We start from the raw sequence: 24,050 nt of genomic DNA, 5'->3' as shown, positions 1-24,050 counted from the left end.
ATGAACAAGGGGTAATAAGTGGCACGCACTATTATGCTCATCCCGGTCGGCACTGGTGTCGGCGTAACTTCCGTGAGTCTTGGCGTCGTTCGCGCCATGGAACGTCACGGTGTCAATGTCAGCTTCTTCAAACCGGTCGCCCAGCCGCGCCCGGGTGAAACCGGTACCGAGCGCTCCACCGCCGTGATCCGCGCCGCCGCCAACATCAACCCACCCGAGCCGTTCGCCCTCTCCTACGCCGAGAACATGATCACCTCCAGCAACACCGACATCCTGCTGGAAGAGATAGTGGCTCGCTTCGAAGAGCACGTGAAGACCAGCGGTGCCGAAGTGGTGGTGATCGAAGGCCTGGTACCGACCGACAAGCAGCCCTTTGCCAACAAGCTGAACTACGACGTCGCCAAGGCGCTGGACGCCGACATGGTGTTCGTGACCCATCCGGGCAACGACTCCAGCCAGAAGCTCAAAGAGCGCATCGAGCTGGCCTGCTCCAACTTCGGTGGCGTCAGCAACCCGCGCATCGTGGGCTGCGTCATCAACAAGGTGGGTGCACCGGTTGACGAGCACGGCGTGACCCGCCCCGATCTGACCGAGATGTTCGAGGCCCATCACCACACCTCCGACACCGCCCACAACCTGGAAGTGCTGCAGGTGTTCGGCAAGAGCCCGCTGCGCATCCTCGGCTGCATCCCCTGGAACACCCAGCTGATCGCCCCGCGCGCCAAGGATCTTGCCAAGCATCTGGCCGCCAAGATCCTGCACAAGGGTGAGCTGGACAGCCGTCGCCTGCAGACCGTGACCTTCTGTGCCCGCTCCATCCACAACATGATCGAGCACTTCCGTCCGGGTAGCCTGCTGGTCACCTCAGGCGACCGCTCCGACGTCATCGTCTCCGCCTGTCTGTCCGCCATGAACGGCGTCAAGCTGGGTGCCCTGCTGCTGACCGGCAACTACCACCCTGAGCCGCAAGTCATCGCCCTGTGCCAACAGGCCATGGCTACCGGCCTGCCGATCATGATCACTGGCACCAACACCTGGCAGACCGCCGTCAGCCTGCAGAACTTCAACGTCGACATCCCGGAAGATGACCGCGAGCGTATCGAGCTGGTGCAGGACTATGTGGCTGGCCACATCGACAAGCACTGGATCGAGTCTCTCTCTGCCAAGTCCACCCGCTCCCGTCGCCTGAGCCCGCCGGCGTTCCGCTATCAGCTGACCGAGCTGGCCCGTCAGGCCAACAAGCGCGTCGTGCTGCCGGAAGGGGAAGAGCCGCGCACCATCAAGGCTGCCGCCATCTGTGCCGAACGTGGCATCGCCCGTCCGGTGCTGCTGGGCAACCCGGAAGAGATCCGTCGCGTCGCCGAACAGCAGGGTGTGGTACTGACCGATCGCGTCGAGATCATCGACCCGCTGGAAGTACGCGAGCGCTATGTGCCGCGTCTGGTCGAGCTGCGCAAGAACAAGGGCATGACCGAAGTGGTCGCCCGCGAACAGCTGGAAGACAACGTGGTGCTGGGCACCATGATGCTGGAGCGTGGCGAAGTGGACGGTCTGGTTTCCGGCGCCGTGCACACCACCGCCAACACCATTCGTCCGCCGATGCAGATCATCAAGACTGCCCCGGGTTCGTCCCTCATCTCCTCCATCTTCTTCATGCTGCTGCCTGATCAGGTACTGGTGTACGGTGACTGCGCCATCAACCCGGATCCGAGCGCTGAACAGCTGGCCGAGATCGCCATCCAGTCCGCCGACTCCGCTGCCGCCTTCGGCATCGAGCCGCGCGTCGCCATGATCTCCTACTCCACCGGTACCTCTGGCGCCGGTGCGGATGTGGAGAAGGTGCGTGAAGCGACCGAACTGGCCAAGGCCAAGCGCCCCGACCTCATCATCGACGGCCCGCTGCAGTACGACGCGGCCATCATGGAGAACGTGGCCAAGTCCAAGGCACCGAACTCACCGGTCGCGGGTAAAGCCACCGTGTTCGTGTTCCCGGACCTCAACACCGGCAACACCACCTACAAGGCGGTACAGCGCTCCGCCGAGCTGGTCTCCATCGGCCCCATGCTGCAAGGCATGCGCAAGCCGGTCAACGACCTGTCCCGTGGCGCCCTGGTAGACGACATCGTCTACACCATCGCCCTGACCGGTATCCAGGCAGCCCAAGCCGAGTAATATCGCCCTCGCTGACCCTGTGAAAAACCCGCCTTCCGGCGGGTTTTTTTATGGCGGCGAGATGTTGATCCACAAGATCAAATCAGGATCCTAGGCAGATCCCCCGATCTGACGCTGGGGCTCATCTGGCAAGGCGCTGGCGATAAGCAAACACTCACACCCGCGCAGGGGGATTGCACAATTGCGATCCAGTCAGGATCAAATCAGAATATCCCTTTAAGATCAGCAAACTAACGCCAGACACACCGCTAATCTACAGAGTTTTCCACAGCTTTTGTGGATAGTTTACCGATCATTTGAAAGAAAATGACAGTTCCAGTCAGCACTTCCCCCCCTAGAGCGACCATGAGAAAGGGGCTCCGAAGAGCCCCTGTTGGATAGATTACCAGCCCCTGATATCAGGGACGCAGGGACTTGTCCGCACGGGAGATGCCGCAGACACCAGAGCGCACCACTTCGATGATCTCGTTGGTTTGGGCGGCAGTCTTGATGAAGGCGTCCAGCTTCTCGCTGGTGCCCACCAGCTGCACTGTGTACTGCTCGGGGGTGACGTCCACAATCTGGCCACGGAAGATATCCGCCAGCCGTTTCAGCTCGTCGCGGGCACCACCGGCGGCACGTGCCTTGACCAGGGCGATCTCCCGCTCGATGTGCTCCCCTTCGCTCAAATCGCACACCTTGAGCACGTCCACCAGCTTGTGCAGCTGCTTCTGGATCTGCTCCAGCACCCGCTCGTCACCCATGGTGACGATGGTCATGCGCGACAGGGTGGGATCCTCGGTGGGGGCCACCGTCAGGGTCTCGATGTTGTAGCCGCGCTGGGAGAAGAGGCCCACCACACGGCTCAGGGCGCCGGATTCGTTCTCCAGCAGAACGGAAATTATATGTCTCATCAGGTCCTCTCCGTCTTGCTCAGCCACATCTCGTCCATGGCACCGAACTTTATCTGCATCGGATAAACGTGTTCATCCGGGTCAACCGAGATGTCCATGAACACCAGCCGATCCTTCATGGCGAACGCCTTCTCCATGGCACTCTCCAGCTCGGCCGGATCGCTCACCGCGATGCCGACGTGGCCATAGGCTTCCGCCAGCTTGACGAAGTCCGGCAGGGATTCCATGTAGGAGTGGCTGTGACGGCCGCCGTAAAACATCTTCTGCCACTGCTTGACCATGCCCAGCGCACGGTTGTTGATGGAGATGATCTTGATGGGCACCCCGTACTGCATGCAGGTGGAGAGCTCCTGGATGTTCATCTGCACCGAGCCGTCACCGGTGACGCAGCAGACCACGGCATCGGGGTTGGCAAACTGGGCCCCCATGGCGGCCGGAATACCGAAGCCCATGGTGCCGAGGCCACCGGAGTTGATCCACTGGCGCGGCTTGGCGAACGGGTAGTAGAGGGCGGCAAACATCTGGTGCTGACCCACATCGGAGGCGACGAAGGCCTCTCCCTTGGTCACCTTGTAGAGCGCCTCTATGACCTGCTGCGGCTTGATCAGGGTGGGGTGGGTCTCGTAGGCCAGGCAGTTGCGGGAGCGCCACTGATCGATCTGGCTCCACCAGTCCGCCAGCGCCTGCTTGTCGTTGTCGAAGCCGCACTCGCGGATCACTTCCAGCATCTGTTCCAGCACGGTTTCCACCGAGCCGACGATGGGCACATGGGCCTGTACCGTCTTGGAGATGGAGGTGGGGTCTATGTCGATGTGGACTATGGTGGCGTTGGGGCAGAACTTGCTCACGTTGTTGGTGACGCGGTCATCGAAGCGGGCACCCACGGCGAAGATGAGATCCGCGTTGTGCATGGTTTTGTTCGCTTCGAAGGTGCCGTGCATCCCCAGCATGCCGATGAATTGCGGATGGGTGCCGCTGAAGGCCCCCAGCCCCATGAGGGTGGTGGTCACCGGCAGGTTCAGCAGCTCCGCCAGCTTGGTCACCAGATGATCCGCATTGGCGTTGATGGCGCCACCGCCCACGTACATGACAGGGCGGCTCGCCTCGGTCAGCAGCTTGGCAGCCCGCTTGATTTGCCCCTTGTGTCCGGCCTTGGTCGGATTGTAGGAGCGCAGGGAAACGGACTCGGGATACTGGTAGGGGAATTTCTCTTTCGGGTTCTGCACGTCCTTGGGCAAGTCCACCACCACGGGCCCCGGGCGGCCACTGGCGGCAATGTAGTAGGCCTTCTTGATGGCCTCTGGAATCTCGCTGGCCTTCTTGCACAGGAAGCTGTGCTTCACTACAGGGCGGGAGATGCCGATCATGTCGGTCTCCTGGAACGCGTCCTCCCCTATCATGCTGGTCGGCACCTGACCGGACAGGATCACCAGAGGGATCGAGTCCATGTAGGCGGTGGCGATACCGGTGATGCAGTTGGTGGCACCGGGACCCGAGGTCACCAGCACAGTGCCCACCTTGCCGGTGGAGCGGGCGTAACCGTCCGCCATGTGCACCGCGGCCTGCTCGTGCCGCACCAGGACATGCTCCATCTTGCCGTTTTCGAAGAGAGCGTCATAGATGTCGAGCACTGAGCCACCAGGGTAGCCGAAAACGTGTTCCACTCCCTGATCTTCCAGCGCTCTAACCACCATCTGGGCGCCTGATAACATCTCCATGATAAAGCCCTCCAGGCTTTGCTCCGTTAAGCGAAAGCTACCGACAGTCCGCTGCTTCCCGGCAGCGCCGATCCGTCTCTTGTTGTTGTCTGCATCCAGACCAGGCGAGTTCGGAGCCGTCGATAGTAGAAAAATAGGTTTTTTCCATCATTCACCCGAAAAGCGGGTGAAAAACCAACTTAACCCGCTTGTGAACGCTTGTCCACGGCTTTGTCTGACCAGAACAGTCATAAATTTCAAACAGCTATTAACATTCAGTGACTTGGTCACCAGACCGGAAACAAAGCGGGGAGTATGGGGGGGAAACTAGCGGATCATGCTGCCAATCAGGGCAGAGATGGAAATAAATGGCCCGCCCCCAGGGGGCGGGCCGTCAAAACCATAACGTTTTAGTGCTCGTCTTCCGGCTCCGCCAGCCAGATCTGCTGATCCGGATCCGTCTCTTCACAGACCGAGATGCTGACCCCCATGTCGAGCAGCTCATGCAGGGTGAGATTGTCTGCCAGGGTCATGGTGTCGCCGTTTTCATTGGTAAAGCGCATGGTGTCCGTCCTCTCCTTGGTGGGATCAATTCAGTCTAGTCAAAGGCGCTGAGTTGCGATAACCAGGGACGGGACAATGCCGGGTTGCCCGCCAACTCGCTAAGGCGATCGCACACCTCCTCCGGAAAGAGGGTTCTGGCCCACAGGCGGCGGGAGAGAGACTCAATATCTTCCTCGGTACCGGCCAGCAGCCAGTCGGCCAGCGCACCCGCCACATCGGGGTAATGCACTCTGCCGGGTGCCGGCGCCTCCAGCCAGGCTCTCACCGCATTGACATCCAGCGTCTCCATCAACTGGGCCAGCCCCATCAGCTCCAGGGTCCTGCCGTTGGTCAGCTGCTCGAACTGACCGCCCAGAGGCTTGACCAAGAGCTTCTTGCCCAGCGACAGCGCCTCCGAGGCCAGTTCAAACCCCGCATTGCTGATGACACCCCGGCAACCGGCCAGCGCCAGCTTGAAGCCCTCACGGGCCGCCGGCTCGAAGCGGATGTTGCGCCATTGACTGGCCTTGCGAAGACCGGGGTGAAAGCAGACGAATCGCTGCTGGCTGAAGCGCGACAACAGCGCAGCTATCTGCTCTGTCTGCTCGAATGGCAGATAGACCAGGATCTGCTGGTTGTCCGGGACCGGGGTCATGGGATCTATGATGGGGGGCAGCAGCGGCTGACCGAAATGGAACCAGTGCAACCCCAGAGAGCGGCTCACCGGGGCGAAGTGGCGCATCAGCTGGCGGTTGAAACCACTCTCCCCCCAGCGCGGAATGGGCCAGTCGAAGCTGGCCTGATGGCTGATGGTCAGACTGGTTTTTTGCCAGCGCCGGGCTGCATGGGCACTGAGTGGCTCAAAATCGCTGATCACCAGATCGTAATCCCGGCAATCCAGCGCTCGCATGTCCTGCCAGAAACGCAGGGGAGAGAGCCCCTTGAGGGTACGCCAGCCCGAGATGCAGCCCTGATGGCTGACGAAACTGATGCCGGGAAAGGTGCGGTAGTCCCCGAACTCCCCCATCTCGAAGTAGCCGTCGACGGCGCGCCCGCTGAACAGGTAGTCGACCTCTATCCCCCTGGCCTTCAGGGCGCGCGCCAGAGTCCTGCTGCGGCTGATATGACCGTTGCCGGTCCCCTGTACCCCGAACAGTATCCTCATCCCTGGCTCCAGTTAAGGGCCCAGAGGGCGCAGCCGCCCCCGAGCAGGGCGCCGGCCACCAGATCGCTCAGATAGTGCACCCCGAGCAGCAGGCGCGACGCCCCGACCAGGATGGCCCAGAGAAACAGCAGCGGCGCCCAGAGCGGAAAACTTGCCGCCAGCACGGTGGCCATCAGGAAGGCGGCGGCGGTATGGCCGGAGGGCAGGCTGTAGCGATCGGAGGGGGTGATGAAGACCGGCAAGCCCACGGGGCGCTGACGTCTCAGGGCATTCTTGAGCAGCAGATAGAGCGGCAGCTCGGCGGCAAAGGCCAGCAGGGCGACTTGCACCACTTCCCGCTGCGCCTCCCCCTGCCACCAGAGCAGGGCGGCCAACACGGCGTAGAGGGGACCGTCACCGGTGCGGGAGACGAGCCGGCTGATCCTGGCCTGCGACCGGTTGTAGGGATGAAGCAGACAGACGCGGCACACCCGCAGGTCCCATTGCTGGATCTTGTTCATCACGCCTCCTGCTCTTGAGTCTTGCCTGCAGACTAGGGCGGCGGAGTGACACTTGGTTGAAGGAGAGATAACAGATTTGTGAAATGAGCCATGCAAAAAGGGCCATGCGGCCCTTTTTTCAGTTTTTACCCGGGAAGACTCAGTTCAGGGAACCGCGCAGGCCGTTCTCCATCAACTGGCAGTTGTGGGCCGCCAGCCGGCTCATGAAGCTCTCGTCCACCGTCAGGCCGAACACCTGCTCGTAGAGATCCTTCATCACGAAGGGCTGCCACATCATGCTGAGGAAGGAGATCTTCAGCATCTCGGGATCCAGGTTGTCGCCCAGCTGGCCATTGGAGCGCATGGATTCGAGCAGGGCATCGAACTGGGGCAGTTGACGCTCCAGCAGACGATTCAACACAAAATCCCGCCCCGGACTCTTCTCGGTTGATAATGCGCTGGAGATGGCGGAAGTCAGTTCGCTGTTAGGCGCCATCACCTGATAGTAGGTATTGAGCAGATCGGTCAGGCTGCGGTTGCTGCTCTCGTCATGCCAGGCCTGATCCAGCGGCTCGGCCACATCCCCCAGCACCGCCTTGTAGAGGCCCTCTTTGCTGCCGAAGTAGTAGTGGATCATCGCCAGATTGGAGCCGGCCAGCTCGGCGATCTCGCGGGTCGTCACCTTGCTGTAGGGGGTGTTGAGAAAACGTTCGCGTGCGGCGGCGAGCAGCTTGTCACGAATGTCGGAACGTCCGACCGGACGGCCAGGTCTGCGTTTTTCCATGGAATACCTCAGATAATTCAGCAAGGGCTGATAAGTCGATCTGATTGTGCGGGTGATCGAGTACAGCAGGAACGACCAGATAATCAGGCATGAACCGAATATGGGACAAGGAAATTTGCACTCCTTTACAATCCGATTAAATAACACAGTGAATTGAACCTGTCCTTTCGAGTTGACACAGCATAAAAATCTCGATATTGGTAGTAGCGTTATCGACTGGAAGGATTGAGTCATCATGCATATTGCCGCTCCGCTACTACTGCTCCCCCTAATCGCGACTTCTCGCGCGGGATCCTTGTAGCCGGGCTAAGGCATAGCCGGAATTTACAAAAACCCGTGCACCCCGCACGGGTTTTTTTATGCCAATGCAGGATGCACGCACCGAACTTAGGAAGAGGGAAGTCACATGTCAGATCGAGTCATCATATTCGATACCACCTTGCGTGATGGCGAGCAGGCGCTGTCGGCCAGCTTGACGGTCAAGGAGAAGCTGCAGATTGCCCAGGCGCTGGAACGACTCGGTGTCGACATCATGGAAGTGGGCTTCCCTGTCTCCTCCCCTGGTGATTTTCAATCGGTGCAGACCATAGCCCGCCACATCAAGAACAGCCGTGTCTGCGCCCTGGCCCGCGCCCTGCCCAAAGACATCGATGCCGCCGGCGAAGCCTTGCGGGTCGCCGACGCCTTCCGCATCCACACCTTTATCTCCACCTCCTCCATCCACGTCGAAAGCAAGCTGAAAAAGAGCTTCGAAGACGTGCTGGAGATGGGGGTCGGTGCCATCAAGCACGCCCTGCGCTACACAGACGACGTGGAGTTCTCCTGCGAGGATGCGGGCCGCACACCGATTGATAATCTCTGCCGCATGGTGGAGGCCGCCATCAAGGCGGGGGCTCGCACCATCAACATCCCGGATACCGTGGGCTACACGGTGCCGACCGAATTCTCCGGCATCATCCAGACCCTGTTCAACCGGGTGCCGAACATAGACCAGGCCATCATCTCGGTGCACTGCCACGACGATCTGGGCCTCTCGGTGGCCAACTCCATCGGTGCCGTACAGATGGGGGCGCGTCAGATAGAGTGCACCATCAACGGCATCGGCGAGCGGGCGGGCAACTGCTCCCTGGAAGAGGTGGCGATGATCCTGAAAACCCGCGCCGACCTGCTCGGGGTGCACACCAACATCCGCCACAACGAGATCCACCGCACCAGCACGCTCGTCAGTCAGCTGTGCAACATGCCGGTGCAGCCGAACAAGGCCATCGTTGGGGCCAACGCCTTCTCCCACAGCTCAGGCATCCATCAGGACGGCGTGCTCAAGGCCAAGAACACCTACGAAATCATCACCCCCGAGAGCATCGGCCTCACCCAGAACAACCTCAACATGACCTCCCGCTCCGGCCGCCACGTGATCAAGCACCGCATGGAGAGCATGGGCTACGCCGAGAGCAGCTACGATCTCGACCACCTCTACGGCAAGTTCCTGGTCCTGGCCGACAAGAAGGGGCAGGTGTTCGATTACGATCTCGAGGCGCTGGCCTTCTTCAGCCAAATCCACGAGGAGCCCGAACACTTCAAGCTGGAGTACCTCGGGGTGCAGAGCGGCAGCTCTGTGCTGGCCACCGCCTCGGTCAAGCTCAAGGTGGGTCAGGATCTGATCTGCGAAGCGGCCACCGGCAACGGTCCTGTGGATGCGGTCTACCAGTGCATCAACCGCATCACCGGCTACGAGATCCGCATCGACAAGTACGAGCTCAAGGGCAAGGGGGAAGGCAAGAATGCCCTCGGCCAGGTCGACATCGTCGCCGAATACAAGGGCCGCAAATTCCATGGCATGGGGCTGGCCACCGACATCATAGAATCCTCGGCCCAGGCCCTGGTCCATGTCATCAACAGCATCTGGCGTGCCGATCAGGTCGCCGAGCAGATGGAACGCAATAACAACATCAAATCGGAAACCGTCTGAGCAGTTAGTGATAGGTTCACTGAGCAGATGGGACATAAAAACAACACCAAATCGGAAACCGTCTGAACAGTGAGTGATCGGCTCACTGAGCAGATGGGACATAAAAACAACACCAAATCGGAAACCGTCTGAGCAGCGATCGGCTCGCTGAAAGGACGGAATTCAATCACAACATCAGGACGGAGACAGTCTGAACAGGTATAGGCTCGCAGTATCGGGTCACTGGGCAGATGGAACTCAAGACAACATCAGGACGGAGAGAGTATGAGCAGTTATCGGATCGCAGTATTGCCGGGGGACGGCATTGGCCCGGAAGTGATGGCCGAGGCCATCAAGGTACTGGAAAAGGTACAGGCCAAATTCGGCTTCTCCCTCGACTATGATCGCCACGACGTCGGTGGCATCGCCATCGACAACCACGGCACCCCGCTGCCCCAAAGCACCATAGCGGGCTGCGAAGCGGCCGATGCCGTGCTGTTCGGCTCGGTCGGCGGCCCCAAGTGGGAGCACCTGCCACCGAACGATCAGCCGGAGCGCGGCGCCCTGCTGCCCCTGCGTGCCCACTTCAAGCTGTTCTGCAACCTGCGCCCGGCCCGTATCTACACCGGCCTGGAGCAGTTCTCCCCCCTGCGTGCCGACATCTCGGATCGCGGTTTTGACATCGCCTGCGTGCGGGAGCTGACCGGTGGCATCTACTTCGGCCAGCCCAAGGGGCGCGAAGGGGAAGGCGCCATGGAGAAGGCATTCGATACCGAGGTGTATCACCGCTTCGAGATCGAGCGCATCGCCAGGATAGCGTTCGAATCGGCCCGAGTGCGCAAGTCCAGGGTCACCTCCATCGACAAGGCCAACGTACTCGCCTCCTCCATCCTGTGGCGCGAGGTGGTCAGCGAGGTCGCCAAGTCCTATCCGGACGTGGCCCTGAACCATATGTACATCGACAACGCCACCATGCAGCTCATCAAGGATCCGTCCCAGTTCGACGTGCTGCTCTGCTCCAACCTGTTCGGTGACATCCTCTCCGACGAGTGCGCCATGATCACCGGATCCATGGGGCTGCTCCCCTCCGCCAGCCTGAACGAATCCGGCTTCGGCCTGTTCGAGCCGGCCGGTGGCTCGGCCCCCGACATCGCCGGCAAGGGCATTGCGAACCCCATAGCCCAGATTCTCTCCGCCGCCCTGATGCTGCGTTACAGCCTCAAGCAGGAAGAGGCGGCCCAGGCCATAGAGCAGGCCGTGGCCCAGGCTCTGGCCGAGGGTTACTTCACCGCCGACCTGCATCAGGGTAACGCACAGCACCCGGTACAGAGCACCGCCGAGATGGGCAGCCAGATAGCCGCACGGATCTGAGCCACGCAGCACATAACAAGGAATACAGAGCAATGTCCAAGACCCTCTATCAGAAAGTGTTCGACGCCCATGTGGTCCGGGAAGTGGAAGGGGAAACCCCCCTTATCTACATCGACCGCCATCTGGTGCATGAAGTGACCAGCCCGCAGGCGTTCGACGGCCTGCGCGCCATGAAGCGCCCGCTGCGCCGCCCGGATCTGACCTGGGCCACCATGGATCACAACGTCTCCACCACCACCAAGGACATCGCCGCCTCTGGCGAGATGGCCCGCATCCAGATGGAAACCCTGGCCGCCAACTGCAAGGAGTTCGGGGTCCGTCTCTACGATCTCAACCACAAATACCAGGGCATAGTCCACGTGATGGGTCCCGAGCTCGGCATCACTCTGCCCGGCACCACCATAGTCTGCGGCGACTCCCACACCGCCACTCATGGCGCCTTCGGATCGCTCGCGTTTGGCATCGGTACTTCCGAAGTGGAACATGTGATGGCGACCCAGACCCTGAAGCAGGGCCGGGCCAAGACCATGCGTATCTCTGTCAACGGCAAGCTGGCCGAAGGCATCAGCGCGAAAGACGTGGTGCTGGCCATCATAGGCAAGGTCGGCGCGGCCGGCGGTACCGGTTATGTGGTGGAGTTCGCAGGCGATGCCATCACGGGTCTCTCCATGGAAGGGCGCATGACGGTGTGCAACATGGCCATCGAGCTCGGCGCCAAGGCAGGCATGATCGCACCGGATCAGACCACCATCGACTACATCCGCGGCAAGGTATTCGCCCCCACCGGCGAGGCGCTGGCGCAGGCCATCGCCTACTGGCAAACCCTCAAGAGCGATGCCGATGCCAGATTCGATGCCGAAGTGGTGCTGGACGCCGCCGCCATCGCCCCTCAGGTGACCTGGGGCACCAACCCGGGCCAGGTGATTGCCGTCAATGAACCCATTCCTGCGCCGGAGTCGTTTACCGACCTGATGGAGCAGCAGTCCGCCCGCAAGGCGCTTGCCTACATGGACTTGCAACCGGGCCAGAAGCTCTGTGATGTCACCATCGACAAGGTGTTCATCGGCTCTTGCACCAACAGCCGCATCGAGGATCTGCGCGCCGCCGCCGCCATCGCTCGTGGCCGCAAGGTGGCCGCCGGGGTACAGGCCCTGGTGGTGCCGGGCTCCGAGCAGGTGAAGGCCCAGGCCGAAGCCGAGGGGCTGGACAAGATCTTCCTCGAGGCGGGTTTTGAGTGGCGCCTGCCCGGCTGCTCCATGTGTCTGGCCATGAACAACGACCGGCTGCAACCGGGGGAGCGCTGCGCCTCCACCAGCAACCGCAACTTCGAAGGGCGTCAGGGCCGTGCCGGCCGCACCCACCTGGTGAGCCCGGCCATGGCCGCCGCCGCCGCCGTCACCGGCCGCTTCGCCGATATTCGCGCACTGTAAGAGGACATAACGATGACAGGCTTCAAGCAACACAAAGGGATCGTCGTCCCCCTCGACAGCGCCAACGTCGACACCGACGCCATCATTCCCAAGCAGTTTTTGCAGAAGGTGAACCGCATCGGTTTTGGCAAGCACCTGTTCCACGACTGGCGCTTCCTGGACGATGCCGGCCAGCAGCCCAACCCCGAGTTCGTGCTGAACCAGCCGCAATTCGCCGGCGCAAGTATCCTGCTGGCCCGGGAGAACTTCGGCTGCGGCTCGAGCCGCGAGCACGCCCCCTGGGCGCTGGCAGACTACGGCTTCAAGACCATCATTGCCCCGAGCTTTGCCGACATCTTCTACGGCAACGCCATCAACAACGGCATGGTGCCGGTGCGCCTGAAGGAGGAGGAGGTCGAGGCCCTGTTCCAGTTGGTTGCCGCCCAGCCGGGTATCGAGATCGACGTGGATCTGGAGGCGAACCAGGTGCGCGCCGGCGCGCTCACGTTCGGCTTCGAGATCGACGAGTTCCGCCGCTACTGCCTGCTCAACGGACTGGATGCCATCGGCCTGACCCTGCAGCACGAGGCCGCCATCAGCGCCTTCGAGGCGAAGCAGCCGAGCTGGATTTGACCCATCAGGTGCCATAAAACGAGTAGAATCCACAGGGAGCCGAGGCTCCCTGTTTTATTGTCGGGTCGCTGTACAAGGCCCGCCACCTCTGCATGTCCGACAGGAGACACCTATGTCCGCAAGGGGCGCCCTTTCACTGCTCTGCCTGCTGCTCAGCCTCCCGGCCCTGGGCGGACAGACCTACTTCAACAGCAACGGCGGCCAGCTCAACGTCGGCTGGCAAGACAAGGAAGGCAAGGCCCAGCAACTCAGCTACCGGCTGGAGGCGGGCAAGCTGCCGCCGCTCATCGCCTATCGCCCGGCCAGGATGCAGGAGGAGGTGCTGCAGAGCTTGCTGCAGCAGGCTGCACTTGAGTTCCCCGAGGTGCAGTTCTCCCTCTCTCGCCCCAGTCTCGCCCTCAGCCTCAAGAGCCGCAACGCCGACAAGGCCAGGGAAGCCTCGCTATGGGTCAAGCCGGAGCAGGCCAGGCTGGAGGCCGAATGGCTCAAGCAGCACTACTTCCAGCCCTTCACCCCGCCCGACGGTGCCCCCGCCATCAAGCAGGATCATGTGCGTATCGCCCTGGAGAGCCGTGCCGAACTGGCGCCACTGGCCGAGCAGCTCAAACAGGAGGGGGCCACAGAGACAGAGGCGCGCCAGAAGACGGTGGAGCACATGCTCGACTTCATCCAGGCCATCCCTTATCAGCTGCTCGACAGCCAGTCGGGGCGCTCGGGCAAGGGCTTTCTGAGCCCGCGCCAGGTGCTGGAGCAGAACCGGGGGGACTGCGACAGCAAGGTGACCCTGATGGCGACCCTGCTGGCCCAGCGCTTTCCCGAGCTGAAACAGGCCATGGTGTTCGTGCCGGGTCATGCCCTGCTGGGAGTCGCGCTGCCGGCTGGCCCGGGTCAGGCGACCCTGAGCTGGCAAGGGGAAACCTATCTGCTGCTGGAACCGACCGGCCCCGCCCAGCTCCCCATGGGCCAGATCGCCGCCACCAGCAAGACGCTGGTCGACAGCAAGCAATTGAGCGTCCAACCCGTGCTGGCCAGCCACTGAGTCGCCTCCGGAGCGGCGATCCGGGCGGGAAGGCAAGGTTGGCCCGGGCCGAAAATGCATCGACCAGCCGGTGGCTGGTCGATGGAACAGGGTGGCGTGCGGACTCAGGTCAGCGGCAGAAACTCCAGGGCCAGCAAGAGTCCACCCTCCTCCTCCAACACCCGCACTATGCGGGCCTGGGCCTCGAAGGGGGGCAGCAGGTTGCTGCTGGTGGCCAGGCTCACCCGGATGGGTTGGGCCAGATCAAACCCGTGTTCGTTCACCTCGACCCCCATGCCATTGGCGCTGAGATCCCGGCAGACTCCTTCAAGCACCTGCGGGTGCTGGAACAGGGTGACAGGGGCGTTGATGACCATGCGCTGGAAGGCACGTCTTTCCTTGGTGCTGGTGATCACTGGGGCATCCTCCTTGGTGGTGGCTCGCGCGGCGCGGCCCCGGAAACATAGTGCTGGCCTCCCCCAAAGAAGGTCAATACAATGCGGTTCGTTGCTCAAACGGGGTGCGGTTTACCGCTGAGATTATACCCGTGAACCTGATCCAGATAATGCTGGCGGAGGAATTTGAGGCATGGCGCGCGTTTTTTGCGCCCTCATCCGCTGGCCCTCACCACAAGAGAGGTGCCATTGATGCGCAGATCGCTGCCCATGGCACCTCAGTACTCACAGGAGTGCCATTGATGAAGACCCTGCTGCTGCTCGCGACCGGCCTGCTCTCTGCCCAGGCATTTGCCGCCGACACCCTCACCGTCTACACCTACGGCTCCTTCGCCGCCGAATGGGGCCCAGGTCCCAAGATCAAGCAGGCCTTCGAGAAGGAGTGCGGCTGCACCCTCAATCTGGTGGCCCTGGAAGACGGTGTCGCCATCCTCAACCGGCTGCGGCTGGAAGGTCAGCACAGCAAGGCAGACCTGGTGCTGGGGCTGGACGATGCCCTGGTCAGCGAGGCCAAGCAGAGCGGCCTGTTCGCCCCCCATCACACCAGGCTCGACGCCCTCAAGGTTCCGGGTGGCTGGCAGGATGACACCTTCGTCCCCTATGACTACGGCTACTTCGCCTTCGTCTACGACAAGGACAAACTCAAGCAGCCTCCCAAGAGCCTGAAAGAGCTGGTGGAACGCCAGGATCTCAAGGTGATCTATCAGGATCCCCGCACCTCCACCCCGGGTCAGGGGCTGATGCTCTGGATGAAGTCTGTCTATGGCGATCAGGCCCCCGCCGCCTGGGAACAGCTGGCCAAAAAGACGGTAACCGTCACCAAGGGCTGGTCGGAGGCCTATGGCATGTTCCTCGACGGCGAGGCGGACATGGTGCTCTCCTATACCACCTCCCCCGCCTATCACCTGATCGCCGAGAACAAACCCCAGTATCAGGCGGCCGCCTTCGCAGAGGGGCATTACCGTCAGGTGGAAGTGGCCGCCAAGCTGAAAAGCGCTACCCAGGACAAGCTGGCTGACCAGTTCCTGCAGTTCATGGTGAGCCCGGTCTTCCAGCAGGAGATCCCCGCCGGCAACTGGATGTACCCGGTGATCGACCAGCCGCTGCCCAAGGGCTTCGAGCAGATGATCACGGTCGCCAAGCCGCTGAGCTTCACCTCTGATGAAGTGGCCGCCAATCGCAAGAACTGGATCCGCGAATGGCTGCAAGCCGTCACCCAGTGAACGCAGACACTCGTCCCCTCTGGTGGCTGCCAGGCAGTGCGGCCACCTTTCTGATCCTGCTGTTGTCCCTCGGGCCGCTCGCGGCCCTGCTGTGGCAGGCGGGCACCTTGTCTCCCCGCACTCTGTTGGCCGATCCCTACCTGCGCCATGTGCTGGGCTTCAGCCTGGGGCAGGCGCTGCTTTCCACCCTGCTGAGCCTGGGGCTTGCCATTCCGGTCGCCCGGGCCCTGGCGCGGCGCCGCTTCCCCGGCCGTCGCCTGCTGCTCAAGCTGTTCGGCCTCTCCCTGGTGCTACCGGTCATCATCGCCATCTTCGGCATGGTCGCGGTGCACGGTCGCCAGGGCTGGCTGCCACAGCTGCTGCGCGGCCTGGAGCTGGATCCCGGCAACTACCTGTACGGCCTGTTCGGCATCCTGCTGGCCCATGTCTTCTTCAACATGCCGCTGGCAGCCAGACTCATCCTGCAGAGCATAGAGAGCATCCCCGAATCCTCCTGGCGCCTCGCCAGCCAGCTCGGCATGCGCTCCTCCCATATCTTCCAGCTGCTGGAGTGGCCGCTCATCCGCGGCATACTGCCGGGGCTCGCCAGCCTCATCTTCATGCTCTGCTTCACCAGCTTCACCACAGTGCTGGCGCTGGGCGGCGGCCCCAAGTCCACCACCCTGGAAGTGGCCGTCTATCAGGCACTGCGTTTCGATTTCGATCTCGCCACCGCGGGCGGACTGGCGCTGGTACAGCTGCTGCTGACCGTCGCCCTGCTCCTGCTGCAACACAGGCTGCAGACCACCCCGGCCAGCCGTCTCACCAGCCGCCGCCCCTGCCTGAGGCCGGATCGCCATCAGCCGGGGACAGGCCTGGTGGATGGGCTGGCCCTTGCCACCGGGCTTGCCATCTTCCTGCCCCCCCTGCTAGCCATAGTCGTGGCCGGTTTCAACCCCGGCCTGCTGACGGCGCTGGCATCCCTCCAACTGTGGCAGGCGGGCGGCCAGTCCCTGGCCATCGCCCTGGCGGCCGGGTCGCTGGCGACCCTGCTCGGCGCCAGTCTGCTGCTCACCAGCCGCCACCTGAGGGTGCGTGGGCGCAAGCGGCGGGCCGCCGCCCTGTGGGAGGCCAGCGGCTCCATGATCCTGATGATCCCGGCAGTGGTGCTGAGCACAGGGCTGTTCATCATGTTCATGCCCTTCACCGATGTCTTTGCTCTGGGCCCCTGGCTGGTGGTGCTGGTCAACGCCCTGATGGCGCTGCCCTATGTGCTGCGCACCCTCAGCGCCCCCATGCAGTTGGTGGTGCGTCAGTATGACCGGCTGGCGGACAGCCTGGGGGTGCGCGGTCTGCATCGCCTGCGACTGGTGGAGTGGCCTCTGCTGCGCCGCCCGCTGGCGCTCGCCATGGCGCTCTCCATGATATTGTCCCTCGGGGATCTCGGCGCCATCGCCATGTTCGGCAGCCAGGCTCTCACCACCTTGCCCTGGCTGCTCTATCAGCAGCTCGGCAGCTACCGGCTGACCGAGGCGGCCGCCACCGCCCTGCTGCTGCTCACGCTCTGTTTCTCCCTGTTCTGGCTGGTTGAGCGGGGTCTTGGAGGAAAAAATGCTGAACATTGAGGCACAGAGCGTACGACTCCACCCTCACCGTTTATTCGGCCAGACAGCTGGTCAAGCGGCCTCTTGGAGAAGACAACATGCTGAACATTGATCAGCTGGTCACCAGCTACCCGGATTGGCGCGTCAGCTTCAGCGCCACCCTGCCCAGAGGGGAGATCACGGCCCTGATAGGGCCGAGCGGCGCCGGCAAGTCCACCCTGCTCGGCATGATCGCAGGTTTCGTGCCGGTGGAGTCCGGCCGCCTCAGTTTCGATGACGTCGATCTGCTGCCGCTCGGCCCGGCCGAGCGCCCTGTCACCACCCTGTTTCAGGATCACAACCTCTTCCTGCACCTGTCTGTGTTCGACAACATTGCCATCGGCCTGCACCCGGGCCTGCGCCTGAGTCCGGCACAGCGCGAGCAGGTGAAGCAGGGCGCAGAGCGGGTCGGTCTTGGCGACATGCTCACGCGCCTGCCGGAGCAGCTCTCCGGCGGCCAGCAACAGCGGGTGGGGCTGGCCCGCGCCTTGGTGCGGGGAAAACCGCTGTTGCTGCTGGATGAGCCCTTCTCGGCCCTGGATCCCGCCCTGCGCCGGGAGATGCTGGCCGAAGTGGCCCGCCTCGCCTGCGAGCAGGGCATCACTGTGCTCATGGTGTCCCACAACCCGGAGGATGCCCAGCTGATCGCCGATCAGGTGTTGTTCGTGGACGAAGGGCGCATCGCCCTGCAGGGCAAACCCGACATACTGCAAAACAGCGAACACCCCGGGCTGCTGCGCTACCTTGGTCGCGCTCTCTCTCCATAGTGGATGGCCAACAAGCTGATGGTCTCCCCCTGGCATAACCCCGGAGGATGCCCAGCTGATTGCCGATCAGGTGTTGTTCGTGGACGAGGGGCGCATCGCCCTGCAGGGCAAACCCGACATACTGCAGAACAGCGAACACCCCGGGCTACTGCGCTACCTTGGCCATACACATGGGCAATGACGGCAACGGAATCAAAAAAGGGGAAGCCGTCCGGCTTCCCCTTTCTCATGCAGAGATTGCGTTAAATCAGAGATTTTCCTCGGCGAACGAAGCCAGGCGGCTGCGCACCACCCCGTTCAGGAAGATATTGGCACTGCCGTCGAAGTCCTTGAACCGTTCGACTATGTAGGTCAACCCTGAGGTCACCGGGCTCAGATAGTTGGAGTCTATTTGCGCCAGGTTGCCGGAGCAGACGATCTTGGTCCCCTCACCGCAGCGGGTGATGATGGTCTTGATCTGGGAAGCGGTCAGGTTCTGACACTCGTCCAGCAGCACGAAGGTGTTCTGGATGCTGCGCCCGCGCATGAAGTTGACCGATTTGAACTGGATGTTGGCCTTCTCCATGATGTAGCTGAGGGACCCGCTCATGTTCTCGTCCTGCTTGTGCAGCACCTCCAGGGTGTCAGTCACCGCCGCCAGCCATGGCATCATCTTCTCTTCTTCGGTACCGGGCAGGAAGCCGATGCTCTCGGCGATTTCCGGGGTGTTACGGGTGACGATCACCTTCTCGTAGATCCCCTTCTCGATCACCAGCTCCAGGGCAGCCGCCATGGCGAGCAAGGTCTTGCCACAGCCCGCCGGGCCGGTCAGGATCACCAGGTCGATGTGCGGATCCAGCAGGGCATCCAGCGCCATCCCCTGATAGACGTTCTTGGGGTGCACCCCCCAGGCCTTGCGTGACATCAGCCGCTCGCGGCCCAGATCCTTGAGACGGATCTTGTTGCCATCGTGGCTGAGTACCCTGGCTGCAAAGAAGTTCTCCTCGTCCAGCAGGTACTGGTTGACGTGTACCCCCTCCAACAAGTTGGCATCAATAACGTGCACCGTATCGCGGCCATGGGTTTCGCTGTCGCACTCGCCCACCCGCTCCCAGAAGCTGCCGGGCACCACCTGAAAGCCCTTGGCGAGCAGACGGATGTCGTCGATGAGCTGGTCGCTGCGATAATCCTCCACATGGGCAAGGCCCGCCCCCTTGGCCTTGAGGCGCATGTTGATGTCTTTGGTGACCAGCACCACCTGGCGTTTCATCTCATGCTTTTGCAGGTAGAGGGCCGCGTTGATGATGCGGTTGTCCGCCTCCTTGTCGGTGAACACCTCGGCATCCTGGGGCAGATGGTGATCGCTGAAGATGGAGATATGACCGCTCGCCTCGCCGGCCAGGGCCACCCCCTGCACTATCTGTTCGGGGTTGGCGTCGCGAAACACGTCTTCCAGCGCCCGGATGGCGACCCTAGCATCACGACTGACGTCTTTCTGGCGATCCTTGATGTTGTCGAGCTCTTCGAGCACCGTCATGGGAATGAGCACGTCGTGCTCTTTGAAGGAGTAAATGGCGAGGGGTTCGTGAAGCAGAACGTTGGTATCCAGGATAAACAGCTTTCGGTCCGTGTTGTCCATAAGCATCCTCCTTGGCACTGAAGGTGCCACGTGTGTGAATCTCAGATGTCATTGAAACCACACGGCCGTGACAGTTTTATTACCCCCAACGCTACGCCCGATTTTACCAGCGTGCAACAAATCCCTTTGGCTCCCGCGACTGACTGAACAGAAAATACCCAATAGAAAAGACCGGCCCACAGGCCGGTCTTTTCATACTGCTTTTCGGACTAACCGCACCTGCTAGCCACACTTGGAATCGCCACAGTTGAGGCAGGTCATGCAGCCATCCTTTTGCACCAGCGCCTTGGTGTGGCACTTGTAGCAGAGCGCCGCACTGGCCGGGAAGCCGCTGCCTGCCTGCTGGACGTCAGCCTCCTGTTCGGCCTGGATCTGTGCCTGCTTCTCGGCCAGAAACGCCTGCTGGTGCTCATCCAGCCCGGTGGCCTTGAGCATGCCTATCTCGGTGAGATGAGTCTCGATCACGTTGCCAATTTCGGCGATGAGCGATGGCACATACTTGCCCTTGTTCCAATAACCCCCTTTGGGATCGAACACGGATCTCAGTTCCTCCACCAGGAAGGTGACATCCCCGCCCTTGCGAAACACCGCAGAGATGATGCGGGTCAGCGCCACTATCCACTGGTAGTGCTCCAGGCTCTTGGAGTTGATGAAGATCTCGAACGGACGGCGCGTCTCGTGGACCGTGCCCTCGTTGAGAATGATGTCGTTGATGGTGATGAACAGCGAGTGCTCGGAGACATGCTCCGGCGTCTTCAGCTTGTAGGTGGTGCCCATCAGCCGCTCCGGACGCAGTACCGTCTCGTGCATGTGCACCACGTCATCCTGAGGAGCCGGCGCTTCTTGCGGCTCATCCCGGGTTTTCACCTTGTAGGCGACGATTTTCCTGTCGATCTTCTTGACCATAATCTGTTCTCAGAATTTACCGTAATAGCCTTCTTTCAAGGCGTCGTAGAGGTTGGCGGCGGTGTGCAGCTCACCATCGTATTCGATCTCTTCGTTCCCCTTCACCGTGATGACGGAGCCATCCTCCAGGGTGAACTCGTACTGAGTGTTTTCCAGATCCTTCTCCTTCACCAGCACGCCCTGGAAGGCCTCGGGGTTGAAGCGGAAGGTGGTGCAGCCCTTGAGGCCTGAGTCCGAGGCATACATGTAGATGTCCTTGAACTGCTCGAACGGGAAGTCGGTCGGTACGTTGGCCGTCTTGGAGATGGACGAATCTATCCAGCGCTGGGCCGCGGCCTGGATGTCCACGTGCTGGGCCGGGCTGATGTCGTCGGCGGTGATGAAGTAATCCGGCAGACGGCAGGCTTCATCCTCGGTGTAAGGCATGGCGCCAGCATTGATGAGCTCCCGGTAGGCCAGCAGCTCGAAGGAGTAGACATCCACGCTCTCCTTGCTCTTCTTGCCCGCCTTGATGACGTTGCGGCTGTAGTGATGGGCGAAGCTCGGCTCTATACCGTTGCTGGCATTGTTGGCAAGCGACAGGGAGATGGTACCGGTCGGCGCTATGCTGCTGTGGTGGGTGAAACGCCCACCCACCTCGGCCAGTGCGGCCACCAGGGCGGGATCCACCTCGGCCACCTGTTGCATGTAGCGGCTGTAGCACGCATGCAGCACCTTGCCCTTCACCTTGTCGCCGAGCTTGATGCCATCGGCCGCCATCTCGGGGCGCAGCCGCAACATCTTGCCGGTCACCTCGAACTCCTGCTCCATGATGGGGGCAGGGCCCTTCTCTTTCGCCAGCGCCAGGGACTCCTGCCAGCCGGTCATGGCCAGCTCCTGGGAGACCTGCTCGGTGAAGGCGACAGAAGCGGCAGAGCCGTACTTTATCTGCAGCATGGTGAGGGTCGACCCCAGGCCGAGGAAGCCCATGCCGTGGCGGCGCTTGGCGGTGATCTCCTCGCGCTGCTTAGGGAGCGGCAATTGATTGATCTCCACCACGTTGTCCAGCATGCGGGTGAAGATGGCCACTACCTTGCGAAACGCCTGCCAGTCGAAGGCGGCCCGCTCGGTGAAGGGCTCGCGGACAAACTTGGTCAGATTGACCGACCCCAGCAGGCAGGCGCCATAGGGGGGCAAGGGCTGCTCACCACAGGGGTTGGTGGCGCGGATCTCCTCGCAGAACCAGTTGTTGTTCATCTGGTTGACCTTGTCGATCAGGATGAAACCGGGCTCCGCATAGTCATAGGTGGAGGTCATGATGACGTTCCACAGCTTGCGCGCTGGCAGGGTCTTGTAGACCTTGCAGGCCACCTGCCCCAGCGCGTTGATCACCACTCCTTCCTTGTTCGGCCAGTCGGCCCAGAGCACCTGAGCGGGATCATCCAGGGCGATGCCGTCCTGCTCCACCTCTTTGGCGGTGTAGGGGAAGATAAGCCGCCAGGGAGCATCCTCCTTCACCGCCTTGACGAACTCTTCTGTGATCAGCAGGGATAGGTTGAACTGGCGCAGGCGGCCATCTTCCCGTTTGGCCTGAATGAACTCGATCACGTCGGGATGCCGGATATCCATGGTACCCATCTGGGCGCCGCGACGACCACCGGCTGACGAGACGGTGAAACACATCTTGTCGTAGATATCCATGAAGGAGAGCGGGCCCGAGGTATAGGCCCCGGCGCCGGAGACGAAGGCACCACGCGGGCGTAGGGTCGAGAAGTCATAACCGATGCCGCAGCCCGCTTTCAGGGTCAGGCCGGCCTCGTGCACCTTGCCGAGAATGTCGTCCATCGAATCTTCGATGGTGCCGGAGACGGTGCAGTTGATGGTCGAGGTGGCCGGCTTGTGCTCGAAGGCCCCGGCATTGGAAGTGATGCGACCCGCCGGGATGGCGCCATTGCGCAGCGCCCACAGGAAGGGCTCATACCAGGCATCGGGCTCGCTCTCCTGGGCCGCCAGCGCACGGGCAACCCGCTGATAAGTCTCGTCTATGGTGCCATCGATGGGCTCCCCATCCTTGCTCTTGAGGCGATACTTGCTGTCCCAGATCTCGAGGGAAGTTTCCTGCATGGGGATGAGGGCAGAACCGGGTCCACTCTCCAGAACAGGGTTGGATTTAGCCATTTTCAAGCCACCTTATGTGAATGCAACAACGTCATGACAGAGTTAAAAACACAACTAATAGGTTTCATATAAACCAGATAACACTATATATAGTGTCTCTCTCACGGGGCGCCGATTCTATCCTAAAAAAATGCCCCGGCCAGCAGATATTTGGGCCAGGGCATTTAACCAGTTCATTTCCCGATGAATTTAACGGGAGGGGAAATCTCAGGGCTTCTTGACGTACACGCTCGGCGTCTCACCCGCCATATTCAGATAGAACTCGTAGACACCGTCAGCATCCGGCGAGAACTTCATGTCCTCATACTTGGAGCAGGGGTTGACCGGCACAGGCTCTCCGCCCAGCACGGCGACGCCGTCACTCGGACTCTTGTAGCCGAAGTTGGTACCACAGCTCCAGCCGGAATCGGCGAACTTGAACTTGTAGGGCGCCCACTCTTTCTTGAGCGTTCCCTTGGCCATGTAGAGCTTGTCTGCTACCTTGACAACCTTGCTCTCATCGGTCGCCATCCAGTCGTTCATCTCCCCGCGCAGGTAGATGGACTTGCCGTCGAAGTCGCTGTTGTCTGCCGCCTGCTCTGCACCACCATTGGATGCGCAACCGCCTAATACCAGGGTTCCCGCCGCCAGCATCATCGTTACTGTTCTTTTGAACATGTGTCCATTCCTCAGATTATTGTGATTCCTTGGCCCATCGAACGTGGGCAGACGAATTAAAGCAGAGCAGGCATCACAAGAAAGGTAGAGTCATCACATTCTGTGCTTTTTATATCCAGCACGTGGCGATAATGGATAAATATCGAACAGAAGATGGTCGAGGTTTTTGGACCGAGGGAACATGTCGTCAAAGTTAGAGGTCAATTATCAGTCAATGCGCTAATTTTCAGACAATAAAAAACCCCGCTCGAGTGAGCGGGGTTTCTTGTATTGGGTGCCTGGCAGTGTCCTACTCTCGCATGGCGAATGCCACACTACCATCGGCGCTACCGCGTTTCACTTCTGAGTTCGGCATGGGATCAGGTGGTTCCACGGCGCTATGGCCGCCAGGCAAAAAACTTCATCTGGAAAGCTGACGTGAATAACGAGTTGCCTGTTGGCTTCGCTATCACTGAATTAGGTAGTAGTTCGTTCACTTGCTACAAGGCCCAGAACACTTCTTGGGTGTTGTATGGTTAAGCCTCACGGGTAAT

20 protein-coding genes, 1 rRNA gene, 1 pseudogene and 1 riboswitch are annotated in these 24,050 nt (G+C 61.2%); of the genes and pseudogenes, 10 read left to right on the top strand and 12 right to left on the bottom strand.

The window, feature by feature from the left end:
- The first annotated feature begins 18 nt into the window (after positions 1-18).
- A complete protein-coding gene (gene pta / locus KW824_RS09310) occupies positions 19-2,172 on the top strand; it encodes a phosphate acetyltransferase (protein WP_025328159.1) in 2,154 nt (717 codons plus the stop codon).
- A 398-nt stretch (positions 2,173-2,570) separates the two neighbouring features.
- Here pta and ilvN read toward each other — a convergent pair whose 3' ends face one another.
- The 6 genes from ilvN to KW824_RS09280 all read right to left on the bottom strand — a co-directional run bounded on the left by ilvN (position 2,571) and on the right by KW824_RS09280 (position 7,733).
- A complete protein-coding gene (gene ilvN / locus KW824_RS09305; RefSeq protein WP_025328160.1) occupies positions 2,571-3,065 on the bottom strand; it encodes an acetolactate synthase small subunit in 495 nt (164 codons plus the stop codon).
- Positions 3,065-4,783 carry an acetolactate synthase 3 large subunit gene (locus tag KW824_RS09300; protein WP_182786314.1) on the bottom strand — a complete coding sequence of 573 codons (1,719 nt, stop codon included), beginning with the start codon at positions 4,781-4,783 and terminating at the stop codon, positions 3,065-3,067. The genes ilvN and KW824_RS09300 overlap by 1 nt, the downstream gene beginning before the upstream one ends.
- 389 nt (positions 4,784-5,172) lie before the next feature.
- Complete coding sequence (locus KW824_RS09295) at positions 5,173-5,325, bottom strand: hypothetical protein (RefSeq protein ID WP_005323837.1); 153 nt, start codon at positions 5,323-5,325, stop codon at positions 5,173-5,175.
- Positions 5,326-5,360: 35 nt separating this feature from the next.
- On the bottom strand, positions 5,361-6,470 hold the full coding sequence (locus tag KW824_RS09290) for an MJ1255/VC2487 family glycosyltransferase (protein WP_182786316.1): 1,110 nt from the start codon (positions 6,468-6,470) through the stop codon (positions 5,361-5,363).
- Positions 6,467-6,970 carry a phosphatase PAP2 family protein gene (locus KW824_RS09285; protein ID WP_182786318.1) on the bottom strand — a complete coding sequence of 168 codons (504 nt, stop codon included), beginning with the start codon at positions 6,968-6,970 and terminating at the stop codon, positions 6,467-6,469. The genes KW824_RS09290 and KW824_RS09285 overlap by 4 nt, the downstream gene beginning before the upstream one ends.
- Before the next feature lie 139 nt (positions 6,971-7,109).
- Positions 7,110-7,733, bottom strand: a complete 624-nt coding sequence (locus KW824_RS09280; protein WP_005323843.1) for a TetR/AcrR family transcriptional regulator — start codon at positions 7,731-7,733, stop codon at positions 7,110-7,112.
- 406 nt (positions 7,734-8,139) lie between these two features.
- On the opposite strand from KW824_RS09280, the gene leuA reads away from it, so the two are divergent.
- The 5 genes from leuA to KW824_RS09255 all read left to right on the top strand — a co-directional run bounded on the left by leuA (position 8,140) and on the right by KW824_RS09255 (position 14,133).
- Positions 8,140-9,702: a 2-isopropylmalate synthase gene (gene leuA, locus KW824_RS09275; RefSeq protein ID WP_171272549.1), complete on the top strand. Its 1,563-nt coding sequence runs from the start codon at positions 8,140-8,142 to the stop codon at positions 9,700-9,702.
- A gap of 264 nt (positions 9,703-9,966) precedes the next feature.
- Complete coding sequence (leuB, locus tag KW824_RS09270; protein WP_182786320.1) at positions 9,967-11,052, top strand: 3-isopropylmalate dehydrogenase; 1,086 nt, start codon at positions 9,967-9,969, stop codon at positions 11,050-11,052.
- A 32-nt stretch (positions 11,053-11,084) separates the two neighbouring features.
- On the top strand, positions 11,085-12,482 hold the full coding sequence (gene leuC, locus KW824_RS09265) for a 3-isopropylmalate dehydratase large subunit (RefSeq protein WP_182786322.1): 1,398 nt from the start codon (positions 11,085-11,087) through the stop codon (positions 12,480-12,482).
- 12 nt (positions 12,483-12,494) lie between these two features.
- Positions 12,495-13,094, top strand: coding sequence for a 3-isopropylmalate dehydratase small subunit (leuD, locus tag KW824_RS09260; protein ID WP_218409632.1), 600 nt, complete (start codon positions 12,495-12,497; stop codon positions 13,092-13,094).
- A gap of 112 nt (positions 13,095-13,206) precedes the next feature.
- A complete protein-coding gene (locus KW824_RS09255; protein WP_218409631.1) occupies positions 13,207-14,133 on the top strand; it encodes a transglutaminase domain-containing protein in 927 nt (308 codons plus the stop codon).
- Between the two features lie 104 nt (positions 14,134-14,237).
- On the opposite strand, the gene KW824_RS09250 is transcribed toward KW824_RS09255, so the two are convergent.
- The gene (locus tag KW824_RS09250) at positions 14,238-14,528 is read right to left on the bottom strand and encodes a PilZ domain-containing protein (protein ID WP_218409630.1); all 291 of its coding nucleotides are present in this window, start codon (positions 14,526-14,528) and stop codon (positions 14,238-14,240) included.
- Between the two features lie 90 nt (positions 14,529-14,618).
- A riboswitch (TPP riboswitch) is annotated at positions 14,619-14,709 on the top strand.
- 100 nt (positions 14,710-14,809) lie between these two features.
- On the opposite strand from KW824_RS09250, the gene thiB reads away from it, so the two are divergent.
- The 4 genes and pseudogenes from thiB to KW824_RS09230 all read left to right on the top strand — a co-directional run.
- Positions 14,810-15,790 (top strand): thiamine ABC transporter substrate binding subunit, encoded by a 981-nt coding sequence (thiB, locus tag KW824_RS09245; RefSeq protein ID WP_218409629.1) that lies wholly within the window; start codon positions 14,810-14,812, stop codon positions 15,788-15,790.
- On the top strand, positions 15,766-17,394 hold the full coding sequence (gene thiP / locus KW824_RS09240) for a thiamine/thiamine pyrophosphate ABC transporter permease (RefSeq protein ID WP_218409628.1): 1,629 nt from the start codon (positions 15,766-15,768) through the stop codon (positions 17,392-17,394). The genes thiB and thiP overlap by 25 nt, the downstream gene beginning before the upstream one ends.
- 77 nt (positions 17,395-17,471) lie before the next feature.
- Positions 17,472-18,179 carry a thiamine ABC transporter ATP-binding protein gene (gene thiQ / locus KW824_RS09235; protein ID WP_218409627.1) on the top strand — a complete coding sequence of 236 codons (708 nt, stop codon included), beginning with the start codon at positions 17,472-17,474 and terminating at the stop codon, positions 18,177-18,179.
- A gap of 40 nt (positions 18,180-18,219) precedes the next feature.
- Positions 18,220-18,360 (top strand): annotated as a pseudogene (locus KW824_RS09230) (thiamine ABC transporter ATP-binding protein); the annotation flags it as partial.
- A gap of 66 nt (positions 18,361-18,426) precedes the next feature.
- Here the strand turns inward: KW824_RS09230 and KW824_RS09225 are convergent.
- From KW824_RS09225 to rrf, 5 genes are all read right to left on the bottom strand, one after another.
- Positions 18,427-19,797: a PhoH family protein gene (locus tag KW824_RS09225; RefSeq protein WP_043130560.1), complete on the bottom strand. Its 1,371-nt coding sequence runs from the start codon at positions 19,795-19,797 to the stop codon at positions 18,427-18,429.
- A gap of 222 nt (positions 19,798-20,019) precedes the next feature.
- Positions 20,020-20,703 carry a hypothetical protein gene (locus KW824_RS09220; protein WP_005323870.1) on the bottom strand — a complete coding sequence of 228 codons (684 nt, stop codon included), beginning with the start codon at positions 20,701-20,703 and terminating at the stop codon, positions 20,020-20,022.
- Positions 20,704-20,712: 9 nt separating this feature from the next.
- Positions 20,713-22,860, bottom strand: a complete 2,148-nt coding sequence (locus KW824_RS09215; protein ID WP_218409626.1) for an adenosylcobalamin-dependent ribonucleoside-diphosphate reductase — start codon at positions 22,858-22,860, stop codon at positions 20,713-20,715.
- A 207-nt stretch (positions 22,861-23,067) separates the two neighbouring features.
- On the bottom strand, positions 23,068-23,517 hold the full coding sequence (locus tag KW824_RS09210) for a pullulanase (RefSeq protein WP_041206375.1): 450 nt from the start codon (positions 23,515-23,517) through the stop codon (positions 23,068-23,070).
- 276 nt (positions 23,518-23,793) lie between these two features.
- Positions 23,794-23,908, bottom strand: a 5S ribosomal RNA gene (gene rrf, locus KW824_RS09205).
- Positions 23,909-24,050 lie beyond the last annotated feature (142 nt).

Source organism: Aeromonas sp. sif0611 (assembly GCF_019218845.1).
GTDB classification, from domain to species: Bacteria; Pseudomonadota; Gammaproteobacteria; order Enterobacterales; family Aeromonadaceae; genus Aeromonas; species Aeromonas media.
Note: the sequence above shows the minus strand (reverse complement) of the source record. Positions and strands in the feature narration are given on the sequence as shown.